The organism is Spiroplasma endosymbiont of Polydrusus pterygomalis, from assembly GCF_964030635.1.
Classification (GTDB): domain Bacteria; phylum Bacillota_I; class Bacilli_A; order Mycoplasmatales; family Mycoplasmataceae; genus Spiroplasma.
Genome location: NZ_OZ034909.1, coordinates 804,274 through 823,233, shown reverse-complemented (window position 1 = coordinate 823,233; position 18,960 = coordinate 804,274). Strand labels below are relative to the sequence as shown.

Sequence of the window (18,960 nt, the reverse complement as noted above, 5' to 3'; positions counted from 1 at the left end):
CACTCCCTTATTATCTAAGGTTTTTAAGTGTATAATCAGTTAATTTCTTAATTTCTTCTGGAGTATATGCTCCTTTTTCTTTAATAGTTTCAATTTCATCATTTTTATTTTCAACCGAATTTTCAATCATATCTTTAATTAAATTAGTTGGTGAAACTGATGGTTGTTCTTCGACAAACAAATCAGGTTTTAATTCTTTTAAAGTTTGCATTTTTTCAAATAAAGAACTACCACTAACTTTTTCTAAATTAGTTTTAATATCTTCAATTTTAGTAGATGGAACATCTTTAAAGGCTTTTAATTCATCTAATTCATTAGATAATTTAATAAAGTCTTCTTTTGATATAACATCTTCGCGTTTTTGCACACTTTCTCTAATTTGCTTTGCTTCATTATTAAACTGATTTAAGATATTTTCTGCAATTTCTTCACTTAAACCTTGTTCGATTAATTGTTCTTTTATAAGTGCCATTTTATAAACTCCTCTTTTTTTATCCTTGTCCGATTAACAAGTCAGCGTAACTCTTTTTTACGGAAAAAGATTAAACCTATGCCTTCATTATATACTATTATTTTACTAATACAACACTTTATGTAAAAATAAATAAACTTAATATATTTCATTGCTAATTTACCCCTTAAAACGTGTATTAATAGCTTTTTAACAAGATAAAAGTTTTTAAAATAATTACTAATTTTGCTTGTATATATATATATATATATATATACTGGGAATAGATCTTGATAAAAAGTTTCAAGATTAAGAAACGGAGAAAAACAAGTATGAAAAAATTACTTAGTTTATTAAGTGTATTAACTATTGTTGGAACTGCTGTACCAACAACAATTGCCGCTAGCCCTTATCAAAAAAAAGAGAAATTAAATATAATTAAGAGAGAAATTAAAACAGATATTTATTTTAGTTGTTCTGGAGACAAATTTTTTACAAAAGGAAGAATAACTGGAATTTTTAATCCAAACTCTTGAGAAAGAATTATTCACAACTATCAAAAAAATAACCCATATCAATATGATTATATTTTTAAAAGTTTAATTGAAAAACATAAAAATCGCGGAGTTCAAAGCGAATATGTAGGAGAAATTAATGATGGAAATTGTGATGACTTACCAGAAGTTTTAATTGCTCGACCTATTTTTAATTCTTGAAATCAAATTAATGATGTTTGACAGAAAAGCAACAGACAAAAAAGAATAAAAATTACAGTTGCTTGTAATGTATTTAGTAATTCTTATTATTTAGAATCTGTTAATATTATAGATGATGGTGCTATATATGAAAATAATTATATTAATAATTTTAATGATGATTTTAATAATTCAAGACAAAAAAGATCAACAAATAATAGCAATAATATTATTAACTTAGAATTAATTGAAGACAATAATAACGTTAGTATTTTAAATAAAATTAAATATTTATATCCTAAATTAGATATTTCTCAATTTGAAATTATTAATAAAAGTGAATATTCGGGTTTTACTGAAAGTTTTTCAGCTGAATTAGTTGTAAAAAATAACAGTAATGTTTATTCTGCAGGACTTAGTAAAAAACTAATTTTTAATACTAAAACTAAAATTAATGAAATTAAAAATAAAATAATTAATGACCCATTATTTAAACAATGAAAATCCCATATAGACAATTGAAAAAATAATTTGAATTCATCAAGTGAATGAAAAGAAACAGCCAAAGGATATATTCGAGATTTATCTATTATTTTAAGAATAATAAACAATACATCTAAGATAGAAGAATTAAATAAAACTGTTAAAGGAATAAAAGAAAGTATTGATACTTTAACAAATATGATTAATAAATTAGATAATAAAATACAAAATTTAGAAAATTCTAACTCTGATTCTAGTCTTGATTGATGTCAAAATGTTGGTTGAGGGGTTTCGGTAGCCGCTGGCGCTTCAGCATTTACAGGAATAGGTGAAATAATTTCAATTATTGCAGGATCAGTTGCGGTTTTGTGCGGAGTAATTGATACATTATCATCTTAAAAATTAAATTTTATTATTGTTTATAATTTATATTTAATGGAAATAATTATTTAAAATGAAAAAAATATTAAGTCTTTTAGGAGTAATCACTTTAATCGGAACAAGTACATTAGGAATAGTAAGTTGCGGTCAAGAACCAAAATGTGAAAATAAAATTATTGGTAATTTAAAAGAAATATGTTCTTCAAATAAACCTTTTCACAAAGATGATAATAAGTGATATTTTGTTATTGCAAGAGGAGAAAATATTAAGTGAAATATTATTAAATTCCAAAACAACAATAAAAGTAAAGACATTTATACATCTAATAATTATTATATTAATTTAAGTACTGGTAGCAGATACTATTCTGGTCTTGTTTTATGAATAAAAAAAGATGATAAAAAATTCTCCCATACATGAGGACAAGATAAAGGTGAGTATTTCAAAAATGTTTATCAATGATTGGGTGAAAATGAATCTATAAATAATGACATACCTAAAATAGATGAAAACGGAAATATTATTGTTTAAATTATTATAAAAAATAGGGTTTTACCCTATTTTTGTTTTAAATTAATATAAACAACAGGAATAGTTTCTATTAAAAAATGAGCATTATATTTGGTATTAAAAGGAAATTCTAATTTTCCTTTTAAATACAATTCATAATTAATTTTCATTTTTAACTTAACACCTTCATTATAAAAAATAATTTTAGTTTTAAAATGGTAACCATCATCATTTTTACTAAATGGATATTTATATTCTTCTAAATTATTAAAAATAGAATATCCACTTTCATTAATATTTTCTATTTTAATATTAATATTTGTTTCTAATTTTTTATTTCAATTAAACTGTGGATCAATACTGTTTACATTAAAGGTTATATTACCATTATTATAAAAATTAAAACTATCATAATTATTTTGTACTTGTTTTCATTCTGTTGCTCCAAATGTTCCAAAATCAAATAATAAAACATCTTGATTATATTGTGTTTCATCTTTTGTACCACCTCGACCATTACCTTCAGCATAAACATCTAATTTACTATCATCTTTGTCTAATATAATTTGTACCGGGTGAAAATCAATGCTTGGTGGTAATACATATTGTGGGTAATTAAATGTTGGGATTTCATAGTCATGTGGTAATAAGAAACTAGTTTTATAATTAGTTGTCATATCTCGTAAATAATTATTTAATACACTTTTTGTTTTTCCACGAAAACTCCATACTGATAATCTTAAATAATCTTCTTCATTATTGGTATAAGGATTATCAGCATAAAAGATAATTTAAAAATTACCTTTATATAATGCTTGTATTGAAAACATATAAATAATATAACCACAATTTGTTCCATCTGGTGTTTGTAAGAATTCACAATCATTATCTTCTTCACTATAACTAACTGATGTTTGAGCATCTACTACTGTTGTAAGTTCATTAATTAAATAAACTCGGTTAGTTTTTTCGTTTAATTGTTTTAGATTATATGTTGAATAAACTATATTATTTGTTGGTTTACCATCCTTAGTTAAAACAGTACCTACTAATTTATCAGTTAATAAAGTAGTAAACCCGAAACTAGTGGCATTTGCTCCAAAAATAGCACCAACTTTATCATTACCTTGTTCTCTAAATATTTCAAAAGGTAAATAACATTTACCTTTTGAGTTTTCAGACCAAAAAGCATCATTATAAAAACTATAAATATTAGCACTCATAAAGCCATTAAGTCATTGAAAATTAGGTCAAGTTTTTTCATCTTGATTAATAACTCAGCCCCAAGGAATACCAAACGAAATAAAGTTTAATAATTTACCAACTCCGCCTGGTATCGTAAAAGGATTAAAAACTAACTTTTGAGTATAGTTTAAAGGTAATATTGTTATTTGACGGTTAATAAAATTATTCATATTTAAAATATCTCAAACATTACATGAACCCATTTTATTGTATTCAATTTGAACACTACCAACAGTATTACCAAATTCATCTTTTCTTCTAAAATAAGATGATGCTTGAGTACTAATAATATTATCAACCTTACCACCTTTTACCTCTATTTGACTTGGTGGTGTTATTTTTCAATCTTTTGATCAATAAAATTTAGAGTCCTTATTTTCTTCATTAATAGTTGTTCCAACAACGGGATTAGTTGCTGTTGAACTTGCATTATCTGTTATAACAATACCTTCACTATTTTTTTGTTTTCAAAAGTCATATCTACTTTCCATATCTTTTTTTCAATTTTCATAACCAGTTATCATTGTTGGTTGAATCCCTTGAATGTTATATCAACTTACCTCAGGTGATGCATAAGTATTAACTTTGTCAGGCGGACAACGGATACATGTTATACATTAATAAATCTCGTGAATTCATTACTTTTTTATTAAATTGACCTTTAATAATTGGTCTCCCAATTACAGGCATATCAAAAAAGATCGGATTACCATAAAATTTAACTGTCATTGCTCTAACACCAGGATCTTTTAATAACATATCATCTAATTCAACAATACCTTTATTTGTTTTCTCATCATAAGTTATTTTAGGAAAACAACAACCCTCGCCCGGGGCACTTGTTTGAATAAATTGTCGTACTGATAAACCACTATTACTAATTTTGTCATTAATACTTGAAAAGGTAATTTCTTGTCATAAAAAACTACCATCATATGGTGAATAATAATTAATAACATTTGATGGATATAATCATTGTCTATCTTGGGGAGCAATATTTATATTACCTCCACCAATATTTAATCCATGGTCATTAAAAACCGTATAAAAATTATAATAATCATTAATATTTAATTTACTTGCATCTTCATCTAAAATTAATAAAGTATATTGTCTTTCAGTTGATTGTTGGGTAAATACTTGTTCAAATTTAGCTTCTCCAAATTGAATTGAACTTCTATCATCAATCATATAAGCATCTCAATATTTACCAACCTTAACATCTTTTGTATAAAAATTATCGGCTTTATTATCATTATTAATAAAATAACTTAATTTATATTGCTTTAAGTATGCTAACATTCTATTAATATCATAAATATTTTCCCCATCAATTAATTTTCAATAAACATTATTATTTTCATCTTTTAATTTTATCGCGAAAAGTGTTTCATTATTTGCTCATATAGTTGAGTTAACTGGCTGATTTTTAAAATCATCAATTGTTAAGATATTGATTTCTTCACCTTTATATTTTTGTACTATTTTTAAACTATCTTGTCATTGTGCAATAGTACTTTCCATATTATCAAATATTCTTGAATAACTACCATAATCACTAGGTTTTGCGTTATTGGGTTTTCAACCTGTCTCAGTATCAGGAATATATGAACTATAAACATTAAAAGGAAATACCATTCAATGTCGATTATCTTTTATATTTTCTCTGATATCTATTAAAGTATCGTGGGCTTGTCTTCTTAATTCTTCGATAACCCCGGAGTTAATTCTACTCATTTTTTAATTCTCCTTTATTTCTGTTATACCTTGTAAGGCGTTTTGATTATTACCAGTTTCATCATATTCTAGTAATTTATTATTATGTTCTATTTCTTTGGTTTGCATTTTATCTTGTCATTTTTCTACTTTTTCAAAATATTTTGTTGCTTCTAATTCATCAATATTATCATATTCAATTATGGCTCTTACTGGTTCCATTGTGCCATTATCTAATCTAGCAGTAATTAATTCATTTTGTCGCATTTGGTCAACTAAACTAGCACTAATAAAATCAAAGACATAAGGGCGTTCACCACTACCATTTCATAAACCATAATATTTTAAAACTGTATCAAACATTTTAGTATAATATTGCTTACGATATGCTTGTAAATATGCTTGTTTTTCTAAGTCTTTTGTTTTAGTTAATAATGACTGTGTTTTATTTTGGTCATTATCTGATTTATCCCCAAATGGGCTAGAAAAATGACAGGCTAAATATACTTGCTCAATAATAGATTTTTGATCTTCAGTATATGTTTCTAAGGTTGGTGTACCTTGTACTACTTGTAAAGATTGCGATGATGTCCCATCTGCTGCCGTTTGACCTGATTGAATGAAAATATCATCAAATACATCTTGTAATGCTTTTTTATTTCCCATATTGTAAGCATTCATTAAACCATCATCTAATACCCCATATCAGTGCGTACGATTAGCTCATCGTTATTTTGATTTAATATTAAAACTATCTTCTAAATCAAATTGTAATTTATAACAATTTGCCATTGTAGGTCATGGATTTAATGTAGTTGAAGTTGATAAGAACAACGGATTAGGTTCATTTATCATTTCTCAAAAAGGTACTATTCCTAATTTATTTTTAAATTCTTGAACTAAAAAAGGTCTAACATCATCTTTAATTTGTGTTTTACTTTGTCCAACAACTACCTCATTATTTTTTGGTCAACCTTTAATAACTATTTTATCTTTGGTACAAATTAAATTTAAAATAAAACCACTATCTGATTGATGATAATTTAATCAAATGTCGGCCCCTTGTTCAATTTCATTTATTTTACTTACACGTGATGTAAAGTTAAAAGGATTAATTCATAAATCAATATTGCCATCACTAGTCTCTAATAAACCGAAAATAGTTTTACCCATTAAACTTGCTGTTAATTCATTTTTATCTAATTTTTCTTTTGTTTTATAAGTTTCATATCATCAATTTAATTTTTCTAAAATGTCTTTACGATGAGATATACTGCACCCAAAAAAGTAAGTAAAGAAAAAAAGTCTTTGCTAAACTTTAAAGGAGGTGCATTTTTATATGGCAAGAAAAGGACAAAAATTTAATAAATATACAGCAGATTTTCGAAAAAGGATAGGACAAGAGGTTAAAAATAATAGTATAAGTTTTATTGCAAAAAAATATGCAATTAATAAAAAAACTGTTGCTTAATGGTATGAAAATTTTAAGAAAGGAATTTTAAACACCAATAAAGGTCCAAAAGAAAAAAGAGGAAAAAGAGATTTAAACTATTACAAAGTTAGGTATGAATTACTAAAAAAGCTTCATGATTTTTACAATTAAATAAAAGAAAAATTGTATTTTTTATCAAAGAAAACATTAATAAATATCCACTAAATTTATTACTTGATGTAACAAATTTAAAGCGTAGTTATTGAGATAAATATAAAAATTATTCAAGTAATGGTAAGGATAGTGAACCATTAAAAAATATTGTAAAAGTCTATGAAGAAAATTTAAAACAATTTGGTTATCGTCGAATTACCAAATATTTAAAAGAAGATTATGGCATTGTTTATAATGCTAAGAAAGTATTACGAATTATGAAAGAAAATAATATTCAAGCTGAATATGTAAAGCGTATGCGTAGAAAAATATTAATAAAACAAAATAGAAATAAAAAATGCCAAATTGTAAAGTTAAGTGCAACTAAATTATTTTTCTAACCAAATATTCGATTGGCGAAAGATAATTTAGTATTTTTCTTGGTCTTTGGTTTAAAGACAATATAAATTTATGAACTGCATTTTTAGTAGTATTTGAAAAATTAAATTTTTTAGGAAATTTTTCTCTAATTAAACCATTAGTATTTTCATTAGTACCTCTTTGTCAGGGTGAATATGCATTAGCAAAATAAATTTTCACATTTAAATTTTTTTCAAGTTGTTGTCAATTAGCAAATTCTTTACCACGATCAAATGTTATAGTCTTAACAAGATTATTTGGAAGAATTGATAAATAATGGCTAATATTTTCGTTAATAACTTTAGTAGTTCTATTTTCAACTAATATTGCTAAAGTAAATCTTGATGTTCTTTCAACTAAAGTTATTAAACATGATTTACTTTTACCTCGTGATGATACTACGGTATCACCTTCTCAATGACCAAGAGTTACGCGATTATTAACATTATCATTTCGTTCTTTAATTGATTTACCATTAAATTTACCCCGATTTTATTGATATTTTCGTTTCTTACCTTTTCTTCTTAAATTTTTATTAGTAACTTTTTCAAGTAATCCAGAATAAATTCAATTGTAAATTGTTTTAAAACTAATAATTCATTCTTTATGAAAATTTTTAATTCTGCCATAAATTTGTTCGGGTGATCAACCTAATAATAATTTTTGTTGTACATATTTTACTAATTCTCTATTTTTAAACTTATGAAAATAAATATGTGATTGTTTTCTATTTTCTGCTTTATTTTGTGCAATTAATGAAAAATAATGATTATTATCTTTATTTCTATTAACTTCTCGAATAATAGTACTAATACTTCGATTAAGATTTTTAGCTATTTCACTAATTTTTATTTTAAACTTCAATTGATTCTCAATATAAATTCTTTCATCTATGCCAAGATGTTTATATCCCATATAAAAACCCCTTGCTTTATTTTTTCTAAAATAAACTTAGCATCATAAAATTTTTATATGGGATTTTTTGCAATTTTATTTACTTGCACTTACAAGTATAATTCAGCCAAATAAAAAAATTAAATTAAACTTTAAAATAATCATTTTTAAAAATTTTAATTGCTTTTTAAGCATAAATAATAAGGTATCGCAAGAAGTCTATTTTATGCTTAATTATCATAATTAGCAACTTAACTTAATTGATATCGAATAGTTTCCCTAATTTTGTAATAAAAAACTACTTTTTACAAAGTAGTTTTGTTAATTTTTTAACGCTTGTTTTGATTTTTCCACTAGCATTTTAAATTCACTTGGGTTATGAATTGCTAATTCTGATAACATCTTACGGTTTATTTCGATGTTTGTTTTATTTAAACCATTCATAAATTGTGAATATGACATATCATGTTCGCGCACTGCCGCATTAATTCTTTGAATTCATAATGAACGAAAATCCCTTTTACGTTGTTTACGATCACGGAAGGCATATGCTCATGATTTCATCACTTGTTCCTTTGCTTTTTTATAGTGAGTTGATTTTGTGCCAAAATATCCTTTTGCTTCTTTAATAATTTTTTTACGACGTTTTCTTGTTGTTGGTCCGCCTTTTACTCTTGCCATTTGTTAATACTCCCTTCTTTTCTTTTTCTTACCCCTGTAATAAATTTTTTAAGCGGCTTTGATCAGTGTGATCCATTAAGCCAGCTTTTCGTAAATGACGTTTTTGTTTTGTTGACTTATTTTGCGCTAAATGCGAAGTATACGCATGCGCAATTTTTCATTTCCCTGTCCCAGTTATTTTTACTCTTTTTGCTAAAGATTTTTTTGTTTTCATTTTTGGCATAAATTTCCCTCCTTATCTTTCCTTTTAAAAGTTAATTTAATTAATTATTTTTTTGGTACGACATACATATCTAAAAACAAGCCGTTTAATTGTGGTTCTTTTTCAATCTTTGCTAAATCCTCAATATAACTAAAAAACTTATCTAATGTTTCTTTTCCATATTCTGGTCTAGTAACTTCTCGCCCTCGAAACTTTAATGAAATTTTAACCCGATTCCCAACAAGCAAGAATTCACGCACTTTTTTTGCTTTAAATTCTAAATCATGATCACCAATTCCGGTTCGCAAACGCATTTCTTTATTTTCAGTTACATGTTGATTTTTCTTGTTTTCTTTATCTTTTTTCTTTTGTTCGTATTTATATTTTCCATAATCAACCAATTTTGCTACCGGTGGATTTGAAGTCGCTGATACTAACAATAAATCTAAACCTTTTTCTTCTGCAATCCGAATTGCTTCATTTCGCCCTAAAGGACCAATTTTTCTACCATCATCTAAAATAATTAAAACTTCACGCATTCTAATATCATAATTTACTTGCTCGATATTCTTATTGTTTTTAGTGGGTTGATTCATCCAATACCTCCATTTTAATTAATTAAAAAAACGCTCAAAAGTAGCACTTTAATTAACAAGAATTATTTTCTTAAATGATTAATTTAATCATTAAAAAATTTAATTTTATCTTGTAAAACCTATTAACCACACTTAAGGGCATAGGTGAACATTAGCTACTTTAACATTTTCCAAGATTAATTATATGATTTTTTTAAATTTAGTCAATAAAATTATTAATTTATTTTTGGAAAAACATTAGACTTCTTGTGATACTATGATAATCATTGCAAATTAATTCATAAAGAAAAAAATACAAATAGGAATTTATACCTCTTATTAATTTAATTCTTATAGTCTTTATAAGCGATGCGTTATTTTGGCACAACAAAAAATGATTTTATTATTTAAAGTTAATTTTCATTCAACTTCTTGTCTTATTTATAATAACAATTGAAAATTATAGATTGAAGCAATTAAATTAAATCTTAAAGCAAATCTTTTTCTACGATTGCGATATTTTTCAGTAATAATTTTAAATTTTTTAAGGATAGCAAAAACATTTTCAATAACGATTCTCATTTGTGAAATTAGTTTATTATGCTGTTTTTGTTCGTTATTTAAAGGTTTTTGCTTTGTTTTTTTATGCGGAATCAAAACATTCCGATGCATTTTTTGCAAGCCTTGATAACCTGTATCAACTATTACTTTGGTATCTTTTAAAAGCGGTATTTTTGATTCTTTAAATAAACGAAAATCATCGGTTTTACCACAAGCAAAATTTGTTGCAATAATAGTTTTGCTTTCTTTTTCGAGGATTATTTGTGTTTTGATAGTATGTTTTTTCTTTTTTTCGGAATAGTATTTTTTTTGTCTTTTTTTGGGCGTTGGATTGGATAGGTTACAATAAGTTGGACCATATTTATGTGGACTTTCAAATAAAATATAATTATGAAGAAAGGAGGAATATAAAAATGGGAAGAAATTCATATACTGATGAATTTAAAAAACAAATTGTTTTACTTTATCAAAATGGTAAAACCATTCTTGAAATTTTTAAGGAATATGGGATGTCAAAATCAGCCGTATATCAGTGAATTGAAAAATTAAATAATTCTGGATCTTTTAAAGCAAAAGATAACCGCACTGTTAAAGAAAATGAAATGATTGCCTTGCGGAAAGAATTAATCCAATTACGAATGGAAAACGACATTTTAAAGCAAGCGGCACTGATAATCGGCAAAAAATAGAAATTATTAACAATAATAAAGAAAAATATTCCGTGCGAAAAATGGGTCAAATATTAAAGATAGCAAAATCAACATATTACTATCAAATTAATAAATACGCTACGGTTGATGTTAATAATTATGAACAAGAAGTTATCAGTGCATTTAATGATAGTCGCAAAATTTATGGAGCTCGTAAAATTAAAACTATTTTAACCAGAAAAGATATTATCTTATCGCGAAGAAAAATTCGCCAAATTATGATTAAAAATCAGTTAGTATCTAAATACACCAAATTAAAATATCGTAATCATAAGTCAGTGGTTAATAACGACGAAATTAGCAACGTTTTAAACCGTGAATTTAATAATAAACAACCAAATGAAGTTGTTGTTAGTGATTTAACATATGTTCAAGTTGGTGCTAAATGACATTATATTTGTTTATTAATTGACTTGTTTAATCGTGAAATAATTGGCTATAGTGCCGGGACAAACAAAACAGCCCAACTAGGACAAGAAGCCTTTTATTCAATTACAAGACCATTAAATCAAATTACGTTATTTCATACTGACCGGGGTAATGAATTTAAAAATAAAATCATTGATAATATCTTAAATACTTTTAACATCAAACGATCATTAAGCAATAAAGGCTGTCCATACGATAATGCTGTGGCTGAAACAACTTACAAAAGTTTTAAAACAGAATTTATCAAGGGGCAAAAATTTATAAATTTAACCCAATTAAAATACAAATTATTTGACTTTGTGGATTGATATAACAATATTCGAATTCACGGTAGTTTAAATTATTTAACACCTGTTGAATTTATAAAACAACAGTCCATATAAAAAGTGTCCTAAAAAGGGTTGCCAATCCAACATTTTATTAAAAGTATTTTGTTTTATTCCTGTTAATCGTAATAATTCTTTATCATTAAGAAGTTTAAAGTTATCATTTTTCATAGTTTTATACCCGCCTAATTTATATTTTTTATTTTTAATTATATTTTATAGAAATATTCTTAATAAGAAAAGCCGGTATAGCAAGAAGTCTATTGTTAGGACAATCTAGTAAAGTAATTTCCCGTTTTATTAAAACAACACCCAAAACAGCTTGATATAATCGTCAAAAATTAATGCAATCAAAACAATTATAAAATACTCAATTAAAATTTAAAAAATTAAATGGCCAAATACAAATCGATGAAACATTTATTAAAGAAATCCATGAAGGTAATTTTAAAGATAAATTTGATAAACGAAAAACTCATCTTGATCCATTTTCCACTAACACTAAATGTTGTATTCAAATGGCGGTTGATTAGACTGCACCCTGTTTAGTAAGTATTAATAAAAAGGTTTACAAACTTTCATTTATTATATCTTTTTCTTTTTGGTTTGAATATCATTTATTTCATTTTTTAACATCATTAATATATTCATTATGAGATTTATAATTTTTATTATGGATTGTTCCTTTTTTAAGTAATGAATGAAAACTTTCAATAATAATGTTGTCTGCACAATGATAATTTTTACCCATTGAAATTATAATTTTGTTATCTAAACATTTACTATTATAATCTTTAGATGTATATTGATATCCGTGATCTGAATGAATTATTGTTTTATTTAGATCTTTTTTTATTTTTTTAATTTTATTAATTGCAGCATTTAAATTATCAATTACAAGTTTGTTATTATTAAATTTTGATCATTTTACATCAATAATTTCTTTAGTATATCCATCAATTATTGTTGATTGATAATGTTTTTTACCATTTCAAATTAAATAAGTTACATCAGTAAATAAAATTGAAAATCTTTCTTTAATATCATTAAAATTACGATTTACTAAATAAGGATATTTAATTATATTTTTATTTCTATTTTGTTTTATTAATATTTTTCTACGCATACGCTTTACATATTCAGCTTGAATATTATTTTCTTTCATAATTCGTAATACTTTCTTAGCATTATAAACAATGCCATAATCTTCTTTTAAATATTTGGTAATTCGACGATAACCAAATTGTTTTAAATTTTCTTCATAGACTTTTACAATATTTTTTAATGGTTCACTATCCTTACCATTACTTGAATAATTTTTATATTTATCTCAATAACTACGCTTTAAATCTGTTATATCAAGTAATAAATTTAGTGGATATAGACTGCACCCAAAAAAGTAAGTAAAGAAAAAAAAGTCTTTGCTAAACTTTTAAAGGAGGTGCATTTTTATATGGCAAGAAAAGGACAAAAATTTAATAAATATACAGCAGATTTTCGAAAAAGGATAGGACAAGAGGTTAAAAATAATAGTATAAGTTTTATTGCAAAAAAATATGCAATTAATAAAAAAACTGTTGCTTCATGGTATGAAAATTTTAAGAAAGGGATTTTAAACACCAATAAAGGTCCAAAAGAATCATTTAAAAAAAGAGATTTAAACTATTACAAAGTTAGGTATGAATTACTAAAAAAGCTTCATGACTTTTACAATTAAATAAAAGAAAAATTGTATTTTTTATAAAAGAAAACCTTAATAAATATCCACTAAATTTATTACTTGATGTAACAGATTTAAAGCGTAGTTATTGAGATAAATATAAAAATTATTCAAGTACTGGTAAGGATAGCGAATCATTAAAGAATATTGTAAAAGTCTATGAAGAAAATTTAAAACAATTTGGTTATCGTCGAATTACCAAATATTTAAAAGAAGATTATGGCATTGTTTATAATGCTAAGAAAGTATTACGAATTATGAAAGAAAATAATATTCAAGCTGAATATGTAAAGCGTATGCGTAGAAAAATATTAATAAAACAAAATAGAAATAAAAATATAATTAAATATCCTGATTTAGTAAATCGTAATTTTAATGATATTAAAGAAAGATTTTCAATTTTATTTACTGATGTAACTTATTTAATTTGAAATGGTAAAAAACATTATCAATCAACAATAATTGATGGATATACTAAAGAAATTATTGATGTAAAATGATCAAAATTTAATAATAACAAACTTGTAATTGATAATTTAAATGCTGCAATTAATAAAATTAAAAAAATAAAAAAAGATCTAAATAAAACAATAATTCATTCAGATCACGGATATCAATATACATCTAAAGATTATAATAGTAAATGTTTAGATAACAAAATTATAATTTCAATGGGTAAAAATTATCATTGTGCAGACAACATTATTATTGAAAGTTTTCATTCATTACTTAAAAAAGGAACAATCCATAATAAAAATTATAAATCTCATAATGAATATATTAATGATGTTAAAAAATGAAATAAATGATATTCAAACCAAAAAGAAAAAGATATAATAAATAAAAGTTTGTAAACCTTTTTATTAATACTTACTAAACGGGGTGCAGTCTAATATTTATTAATGTTTTCTTTGATAAAAAATACAATTTTTCTTTTATTTAATTGTAAAAGTCATGAAGCTTTTTTAATAATTCATACCTAACTTTGTAATAGTTTAAATCTCTTTTTTCAAATGATTCTTTTGGACCTTTATTGGTGTTTAAAATCCCTTTCTTAAAATTTTCATACCATGAAGCAACAGTTTTTTTATTAATTGCATATTTTTTTGCAATAAAACTTATACTATTATTTTTAACCTCTTGTCCTATCCTTTTTCGAAAATCTGCTGTATATTTATTAAATTTTTGTCCTTTTCTTGCCATATAAAAATGCACCTCCTTTAAAGTTTAGCAAAGACTTTTTTCTTTACTTACTTTTTTGGGTGCAGTCTAGATACTAATAATAATATTTTTGTTCAATCCACTAACACCAAACGATTACAAAAACAGTGAATTATTGAAAATATGAATACAAAATTAATTAACAAAAATTCCATTATTATTTTTGATATGCAACCATTATATTTATTAGTAGCAAAACAAACAAGTTCTACTTTATATGCCACTAAAACTAGGACAAATCCTGATGCCAGTTATCGAAAATTAAATAAAATTAGTAAATTACAAGCAAGTCTTAAAGAAGCCTTAATTCATTATCATGGTTTAGGTTTTACTAACATTCAAAATTATTTAAATCTCTGAAAATGAAAATACCAACACAAAGGTTTAACACCAAACCAACAAGCAACGGTATTATATTTTAATATCTAAAAAAGTTAAAGAACAATAATAATCTTCCATCAAATTCGTTTTCAAATTGTCATATTGATGATTTTTTTTATTTTATCAAGATTTTTATACAAAATTAAAGAATTAAAGAAGGTAGCGTGTAAAATGTTGGGGAAAAGTTTTCAGCATTAAGTTCTAATAATAATTATAAACTATTTTCTTTAAAAGAGTTTTAGTATTTGATAATGTAGAAGCGGTGAATATTGGTAAGTTATATTGTTTAACTTCTGGATTATTCATCTTTTTAAATATTCATCTTCAAGTAATTTGTTCATTTTTTACTTGAAGATTTTTAATTTCTGTTAGTTCTTGAAAGGGATTAATCCCATTAGCTGTAAATTGTTTTAATAACATTACTTTGTAAATCGTTTTTTCATTAAATATTTTTGGTTTTGAACGAAACATTACTTTAATAATTCGAGCAATATAACTTTCAATGCGACAACCAATATTTTCTTGATATTCTCATTTTTGAATTGCTCCATAGTATGTTCTTAAATAATTAGATATTTCTTGTAACTTTCCTTTCGCTTCTTCGGTTTTAACAAGCTGATAAGCTCATTCAAGGTATTTTGTAACCTTGTTTCAGTTTAATTTTAGAATTGCTTTTCTAATTTTATTAAATAAATAACGTTTATAATATCGTGGACCACGGAGACAATCTTTAATTTTTTTAATAACATGGAAACGATCAATGATAAATTCAACATTGATGTGTTTTTCAACCGTTGAAATATATTGTGCACCATCACCAAGCACAATAATTTTAGCTGTCTCGGGTGATTCATAATTTAAGTTAATAAATTCTTTAATTCCTTGTCAGTATTTTTTAGAGTTAATTTTTTTAACTTCATTAGTCATTGTTACTAGAAATTTGACGTTATGCATTGTTTTTCGTATTGTTTTAGGATCTTTATAACCAGTATGAAAGACGGTTAAACGGATTCTTTTCTTAATTTTTAATCGTTTTTTGATTTGATAACTAATGGCATTGCGATATGCTTCATCGGTTTCAATATAAATAACCCCATCATGTTTTAGTTTTGTATCTGGTTCATCTAGCATTAGTTCTAACAAATGTTTAATATCAAACCGTTTAATAAGGTTAAAAATTGTTTTTTTTGTTATGTTAGCATTCCGATACATATTACAAATATCTTGATAACTAAAATTTATGCCTAATTTGCTGATTATTTCTAACGAAAAATCATAATCAAGTCGCTGATAACTTTCAATCCCTAATTGAATATCAAGTAAAAAGACCGTTTTTGGTTTTTTTGCCACTTGAAATTCTGGTTTTAAAATATATTTTCGTCGTTTAAAAGTAACTTCACCATTACGAAAAACCAAAGTTCGTTGATAAAATCCTTTTGGAATATAACGTGCTTTGCGTCAGTCCTTATTAAAAATATAGTTATCAATATATTCAAAAATATTTTTAAATAGTATTCAAGCTTCAGAACTAATTTCATTTTTTAAATAGGATAATAGTGCTGTAATAGGGGTATTGGGGCTAATTTCATTAATTAAATCAATAAAAGAGTTATTATTTTCGTTTAAAAACTCTTGGATTCTAGTTATAATATTCATAGGATAGTTTTCTTTCTAATTTTTTTCAAACTTAATTATACTGAAAACTTTCTTTTTTATTTTCCCCAACTTTGGCAACGCAATCATTAAAGAATTAAATTAATCATTATTATTTAAAATATATTATAATTATTAGGTGTCTAAAAAGAGGTGGAGCAAATGAATCAAAAAACAATTGAACGATTAGAAATGATGTTAAAGCGGTGAAATTTAATTAACGAAGAATTAACGAAACCAGAAATAGTTAATGACGTGAAAAAAATAACTAGTTTAGCAAAAGAACAAGCACAATTAGAAGATACGGTTGCTTTATACTTAAGATATCAAAATGTTTTAAATAATATTAATGAAGCAAAATTAATTTTAAAAACCGAAAAAGATAGCGAGTTAATTGAATTAGCAAAAGACGAATTAAAATCATCAGAAATTAGAAAAGAACAAATTACAGCAGAATTAAAAGTAATGTTATTACCAAAAGATCCTAATGATGAGAAGAATGTTATTTTTGAAATTCGTGGTGCTGCTGGTGGGGATGAAGGAAATATTTTTGCTGGTGATTTATATCGAATGTATTTAAAGTATGCGGAGCAACAACGTTGAAAAGTGGAGTTAATTGAAGCGAATGAATCAGAAGCAGGGGGATTTTCAGCAATCTCATTTATGGTTAAAGGCGAAGGAGTTTATTCAAAAATGAAGTTTGAATCAGGTGCCCACCGGGTACAACGAATTCCAAAAACAGAGAGTAAAGGTCGCGTTCATACATCAACAGCAACTATTGCTATTTTACCAGAAATTGAAGAAGTTGATTTTGAAATTAAATCAGTTAATTTAAAGATTGATACTTATCGTGCTTCAGGCGCTGGGGGACAACATGTTAATACAACTGATTCAGCGGTTCGAATTACCCATTTACCAAGCGGAGTTGTTGTAACTTCACAAGATGGACGTAGTCAACATGATAATAAAGCATTAGCAATGCAACATTTACGTAGTAAGCTATACGAAGAACAACAAAGAAAAATTAATGAAGAACGGGGGACACTGCGAAAAGATGCCGTGGGAACGGGAGACCGTAGTGAAAAGATTCGAACATATAACTATCCCCAGAATAGGGTTACTGATCACCGTATTAATTTAACATTACAAAAATTAGATCAAATTATGGAAGGCAATTTAGACGAAATTGTCGTAGCACTAATTAATGAAGAACAAAGATTGAAAATGGAAGGATACTAATGACAGTTAATGAATTAATTCAAAAATTAGAGTATTATTTAAAAAACTCTAATAATGTTAATTATCTTGCCGATATTAAGATTTTAATAGCATTCTTTATGAAAACTTCATTAGCAAAATTATATGCAATTCAAAACGATAAAATTAATTTTAAGATTAATGATTATTGACAACAGCTAACAGCATATCGTAATGGCAAACCAATTCAGTATATTACTAATTACCAAAATTTTTATGGTTATGATTTTTATGTTGATTATAATGTTTTAATTCCGCGGTATGAAACAGAGGAATTAGTTGATAACATTAATATTCTAATTGATGAAATTTCGCTTAATAATGGAAATAAATCATTAACTTTAATTGATATTGGAACTGGAAGTGGAGCAATTGCCATCAGTTTAGGCTTAGAAAATCCAGATTTAACAATTTATGCTAGTGATATTTCAAGTGAAGCATTGAAGGTGGCAAAACGAAATATTAAGCAATTAAATTGTAAGAATGTTACCTTGTTGGAAGGCGATATATTAGAACCATTTATTAAAAATAATGTTAAAGCGGACATTTTGGTTTGTAATCCGCCGTATATTCCAAAGGATCAAAGTATTAGTCATCGCGTTAAGAATTATGAACCGCATGTGGCTTTATTTGGCGATGTTGATGGTTTATATTTTTATCGGGAAATTTTTCAGAATTGACAGAAAATTGTTAAAAAAGATGGTATTTTATGTTTTGAACATGGTTATGACCAAAAAAAGGCTTTAGAAAAATTAGTAAAAGAATACTTCCCCCAACAAGAATATTATTTTAAAAAAGATATAAATAAAAAATGGCGAATGTTATTTATTAATATTTTGTAGTAAAATAAAAGAAACTTAAGT

General features: G+C 25.3%; 25 protein-coding genes and 2 pseudogenes. 12 read left to right on the top strand and 15 right to left on the bottom strand.

The features are described from left to right. Nucleotides 1-10 precede the first annotated feature (10 nt). Nucleotides 11-472 carry a hypothetical protein gene (locus ACQH23_RS05310; protein ID WP_425377645.1) on the bottom strand — a complete coding sequence of 154 codons (462 nt, stop codon included), beginning with the start codon at nt 470-472 and terminating at the stop codon, nt 11-13. Nucleotides 473-783: 311 nt separating this feature from the next. Between ACQH23_RS05310 and ACQH23_RS05305 the strand changes: the two genes are divergently transcribed. Beyond that, nucleotides 784-2,028 carry a hypothetical protein gene (locus ACQH23_RS05305; RefSeq protein WP_425379199.1) on the top strand — a complete coding sequence of 415 codons (1,245 nt, stop codon included), beginning with the start codon at nt 784-786 and terminating at the stop codon, nt 2,026-2,028. A 55-nt stretch (nt 2,029-2,083) separates the two neighbouring features. Then, nucleotides 2,084-2,542: a lipoprotein gene (locus tag ACQH23_RS05300; RefSeq protein ID WP_425379198.1), complete on the top strand. Its 459-nt coding sequence runs from the start codon at nt 2,084-2,086 to the stop codon at nt 2,540-2,542. A 26-nt stretch (nt 2,543-2,568) separates the two neighbouring features. On the opposite strand, the gene ACQH23_RS05295 is transcribed toward ACQH23_RS05300, so the two are convergent. The 5 genes from ACQH23_RS05295 to ACQH23_RS05275 all read right to left on the bottom strand — a co-directional run bounded on the left by ACQH23_RS05295 (nt 2,569) and on the right by ACQH23_RS05275 (nt 6,655). After that, a complete protein-coding gene (locus ACQH23_RS05295; protein WP_425379197.1) occupies nt 2,569-3,198 on the bottom strand; it encodes a hypothetical protein in 630 nt (209 codons plus the stop codon). A gap of 114 nt (nt 3,199-3,312) precedes the next feature. Further along, complete coding sequence (locus ACQH23_RS05290) at nt 3,313-4,290, bottom strand: hypothetical protein (protein ID WP_425379196.1); 978 nt, start codon at nt 4,288-4,290, stop codon at nt 3,313-3,315. A 55-nt stretch (nt 4,291-4,345) separates the two neighbouring features. Then, a complete protein-coding gene (locus ACQH23_RS05285; protein ID WP_425379195.1) occupies nt 4,346-5,503 on the bottom strand; it encodes a hypothetical protein in 1,158 nt (385 codons plus the stop codon). A gap of 3 nt (nt 5,504-5,506) precedes the next feature. Beyond that, the gene (locus ACQH23_RS05280; RefSeq protein WP_425379194.1) at nt 5,507-6,163 is read right to left on the bottom strand and encodes a hypothetical protein; all 657 of its coding nucleotides are present in this window, start codon (nt 6,161-6,163) and stop codon (nt 5,507-5,509) included. Between the two features lie 48 nt (nt 6,164-6,211). Beyond that, a complete protein-coding gene (locus tag ACQH23_RS05275) occupies nt 6,212-6,655 on the bottom strand; it encodes a hypothetical protein (RefSeq protein ID WP_425379193.1) in 444 nt (147 codons plus the stop codon). Between the two features lie 166 nt (nt 6,656-6,821). On the opposite strand from ACQH23_RS05275, the gene ACQH23_RS05270 reads away from it, so the two are divergent. The 3 genes and pseudogenes from ACQH23_RS05270 (at nt 6,822) to ACQH23_RS05260 (ending at nt 7,468) form a co-directional block, all read left to right on the top strand. Next, nucleotides 6,822-6,953: a hypothetical protein gene (locus ACQH23_RS05270; protein WP_425377661.1), complete on the top strand. Its 132-nt coding sequence runs from the start codon at nt 6,822-6,824 to the stop codon at nt 6,951-6,953. Between the two features lie 98 nt (nt 6,954-7,051). Then, nucleotides 7,052-7,324, top strand: a pseudogene (locus tag ACQH23_RS05265) (hypothetical protein); the annotation flags it as partial. 21 nt (nt 7,325-7,345) lie between these two features. Then, nucleotides 7,346-7,468: a hypothetical protein gene (locus ACQH23_RS05260; protein ID WP_425379170.1), complete on the top strand. Its 123-nt coding sequence runs from the start codon at nt 7,346-7,348 to the stop codon at nt 7,466-7,468. Here the strand turns inward: ACQH23_RS05260 and ACQH23_RS05255 are convergent. The 6 genes from ACQH23_RS05255 to ACQH23_RS05230 form a co-directional block, all read right to left on the bottom strand. Then, the gene (locus tag ACQH23_RS05255; protein WP_425379315.1) at nt 7,452-7,952 is read right to left on the bottom strand and encodes an IS30 family transposase; all 501 of its coding nucleotides are present in this window, start codon (nt 7,950-7,952) and stop codon (nt 7,452-7,454) included. The two genes, ACQH23_RS05260 and ACQH23_RS05255, sit on opposite strands and share 17 nt — an antisense overlap. A 27-nt stretch (nt 7,953-7,979) precedes the next feature. After that, a complete protein-coding gene (locus ACQH23_RS05250; RefSeq protein WP_425377766.1) occupies nt 7,980-8,402 on the bottom strand; it encodes a transposase in 423 nt (140 codons plus the stop codon). Between the two features lie 300 nt (nt 8,403-8,702). Next, nucleotides 8,703-9,062, bottom strand: a complete 360-nt coding sequence (gene rplT, locus ACQH23_RS05245) for a 50S ribosomal protein L20 (RefSeq protein WP_425379192.1) — start codon at nt 9,060-9,062, stop codon at nt 8,703-8,705. A gap of 28 nt (nt 9,063-9,090) precedes the next feature. Then, complete coding sequence (gene rpmI, locus ACQH23_RS05240) at nt 9,091-9,285, bottom strand: 50S ribosomal protein L35 (protein WP_425379191.1); 195 nt, start codon at nt 9,283-9,285, stop codon at nt 9,091-9,093. Between the two features lie 44 nt (nt 9,286-9,329). Continuing rightward, nucleotides 9,330-9,860 (bottom strand): translation initiation factor IF-3, encoded by a 531-nt coding sequence (gene infC, locus ACQH23_RS05235; protein ID WP_425379190.1) that lies wholly within the window; start codon nt 9,858-9,860, stop codon nt 9,330-9,332. 420 nt (nt 9,861-10,280) lie between these two features. Further along, nucleotides 10,281-10,829, bottom strand: a complete 549-nt coding sequence (locus tag ACQH23_RS05230; RefSeq protein ID WP_425379189.1) for a transposase family protein — start codon at nt 10,827-10,829, stop codon at nt 10,281-10,283. On the opposite strand from ACQH23_RS05230, the gene ACQH23_RS05225 reads away from it, so the two are divergent. Next, nucleotides 10,814-11,922 (top strand): IS3 family transposase gene (locus tag ACQH23_RS05225; protein ID WP_425379188.1). Its coding sequence is split into 2 segments (ribosomal slippage): nt 10,814-11,054 and nt 11,054-11,922, totalling 1,110 coding nucleotides; the frame shifts between segments, so codons are not numbered across the junction. The two genes, ACQH23_RS05230 and ACQH23_RS05225, sit on opposite strands and share 16 nt — an antisense overlap. 511 nt (nt 11,923-12,433) lie before the next feature. Here ACQH23_RS05225 and ACQH23_RS05220 read toward each other — a convergent pair. Beyond that, nucleotides 12,434-13,030 (bottom strand): DDE-type integrase/transposase/recombinase, encoded by a 597-nt coding sequence (locus ACQH23_RS05220; protein WP_425377612.1) that lies wholly within the window; start codon nt 13,028-13,030, stop codon nt 12,434-12,436. 288 nt (nt 13,031-13,318) lie between these two features. Here ACQH23_RS05220 and ACQH23_RS05215 point away from each other — a divergent pair, with 288 nt between their 5' ends. The 3 genes and pseudogenes from ACQH23_RS05215 to ACQH23_RS05205 all read left to right on the top strand — a co-directional run bounded on the left by ACQH23_RS05215 (nt 13,319) and on the right by ACQH23_RS05205 (nt 14,439). Further along, nucleotides 13,319-13,582 carry a hypothetical protein gene (locus ACQH23_RS05215; RefSeq protein WP_425377850.1) on the top strand — a complete coding sequence of 88 codons (264 nt, stop codon included), beginning with the start codon at nt 13,319-13,321 and terminating at the stop codon, nt 13,580-13,582. Next, a pseudogene (locus ACQH23_RS05210) lies at nt 13,549-13,821 on the top strand (hypothetical protein); the annotation flags it as partial. The gene ACQH23_RS05215 and the pseudogene ACQH23_RS05210, both read left to right, overlap by 34 nt. Before the next feature lie 21 nt (nt 13,822-13,842). Then, the gene (locus tag ACQH23_RS05205) at nt 13,843-14,439 is read left to right on the top strand and encodes a DDE-type integrase/transposase/recombinase (RefSeq protein WP_425377849.1); all 597 of its coding nucleotides are present in this window, start codon (nt 13,843-13,845) and stop codon (nt 14,437-14,439) included. Between the two features lie 85 nt (nt 14,440-14,524). On the opposite strand, the gene ACQH23_RS05200 is transcribed toward ACQH23_RS05205, so the two are convergent. Beyond that, nucleotides 14,525-14,788 carry a hypothetical protein gene (locus ACQH23_RS05200; RefSeq protein ID WP_425377654.1) on the bottom strand — a complete coding sequence of 88 codons (264 nt, stop codon included), beginning with the start codon at nt 14,786-14,788 and terminating at the stop codon, nt 14,525-14,527. Between the two features lie 141 nt (nt 14,789-14,929). Between ACQH23_RS05200 and ACQH23_RS05195 the strand changes: the two genes are divergently transcribed. Next, on the top strand, nt 14,930-15,235 hold the full coding sequence (locus tag ACQH23_RS05195; protein ID WP_425379187.1) for a hypothetical protein: 306 nt from the start codon (nt 14,930-14,932) through the stop codon (nt 15,233-15,235). A gap of 153 nt (nt 15,236-15,388) precedes the next feature. Here ACQH23_RS05195 and ACQH23_RS05190 read toward each other — a convergent pair whose 3' ends face one another. Then, on the bottom strand, nt 15,389-16,843 hold the full coding sequence (locus tag ACQH23_RS05190) for an Mbov_0401 family ICE element transposase-like protein (RefSeq protein WP_425379186.1): 1,455 nt from the start codon (nt 16,841-16,843) through the stop codon (nt 15,389-15,391). 159 nt (nt 16,844-17,002) lie between these two features. On the opposite strand from ACQH23_RS05190, the gene prfA reads away from it, so the two are divergent. After that, on the top strand, nt 17,003-18,079 hold the full coding sequence (gene prfA, locus ACQH23_RS05185; RefSeq protein WP_425379185.1) for a peptide chain release factor 1: 1,077 nt from the start codon (nt 17,003-17,005) through the stop codon (nt 18,077-18,079). After that, nucleotides 18,079-18,939: a peptide chain release factor N(5)-glutamine methyltransferase gene (prmC, locus tag ACQH23_RS05180; protein WP_425379184.1), complete on the top strand. Its 861-nt coding sequence runs from the start codon at nt 18,079-18,081 to the stop codon at nt 18,937-18,939. Before prfA ends, prmC begins: the two co-directional genes overlap by 1 nt. Nucleotides 18,940-18,960: the final 21 nt, after the last annotated feature.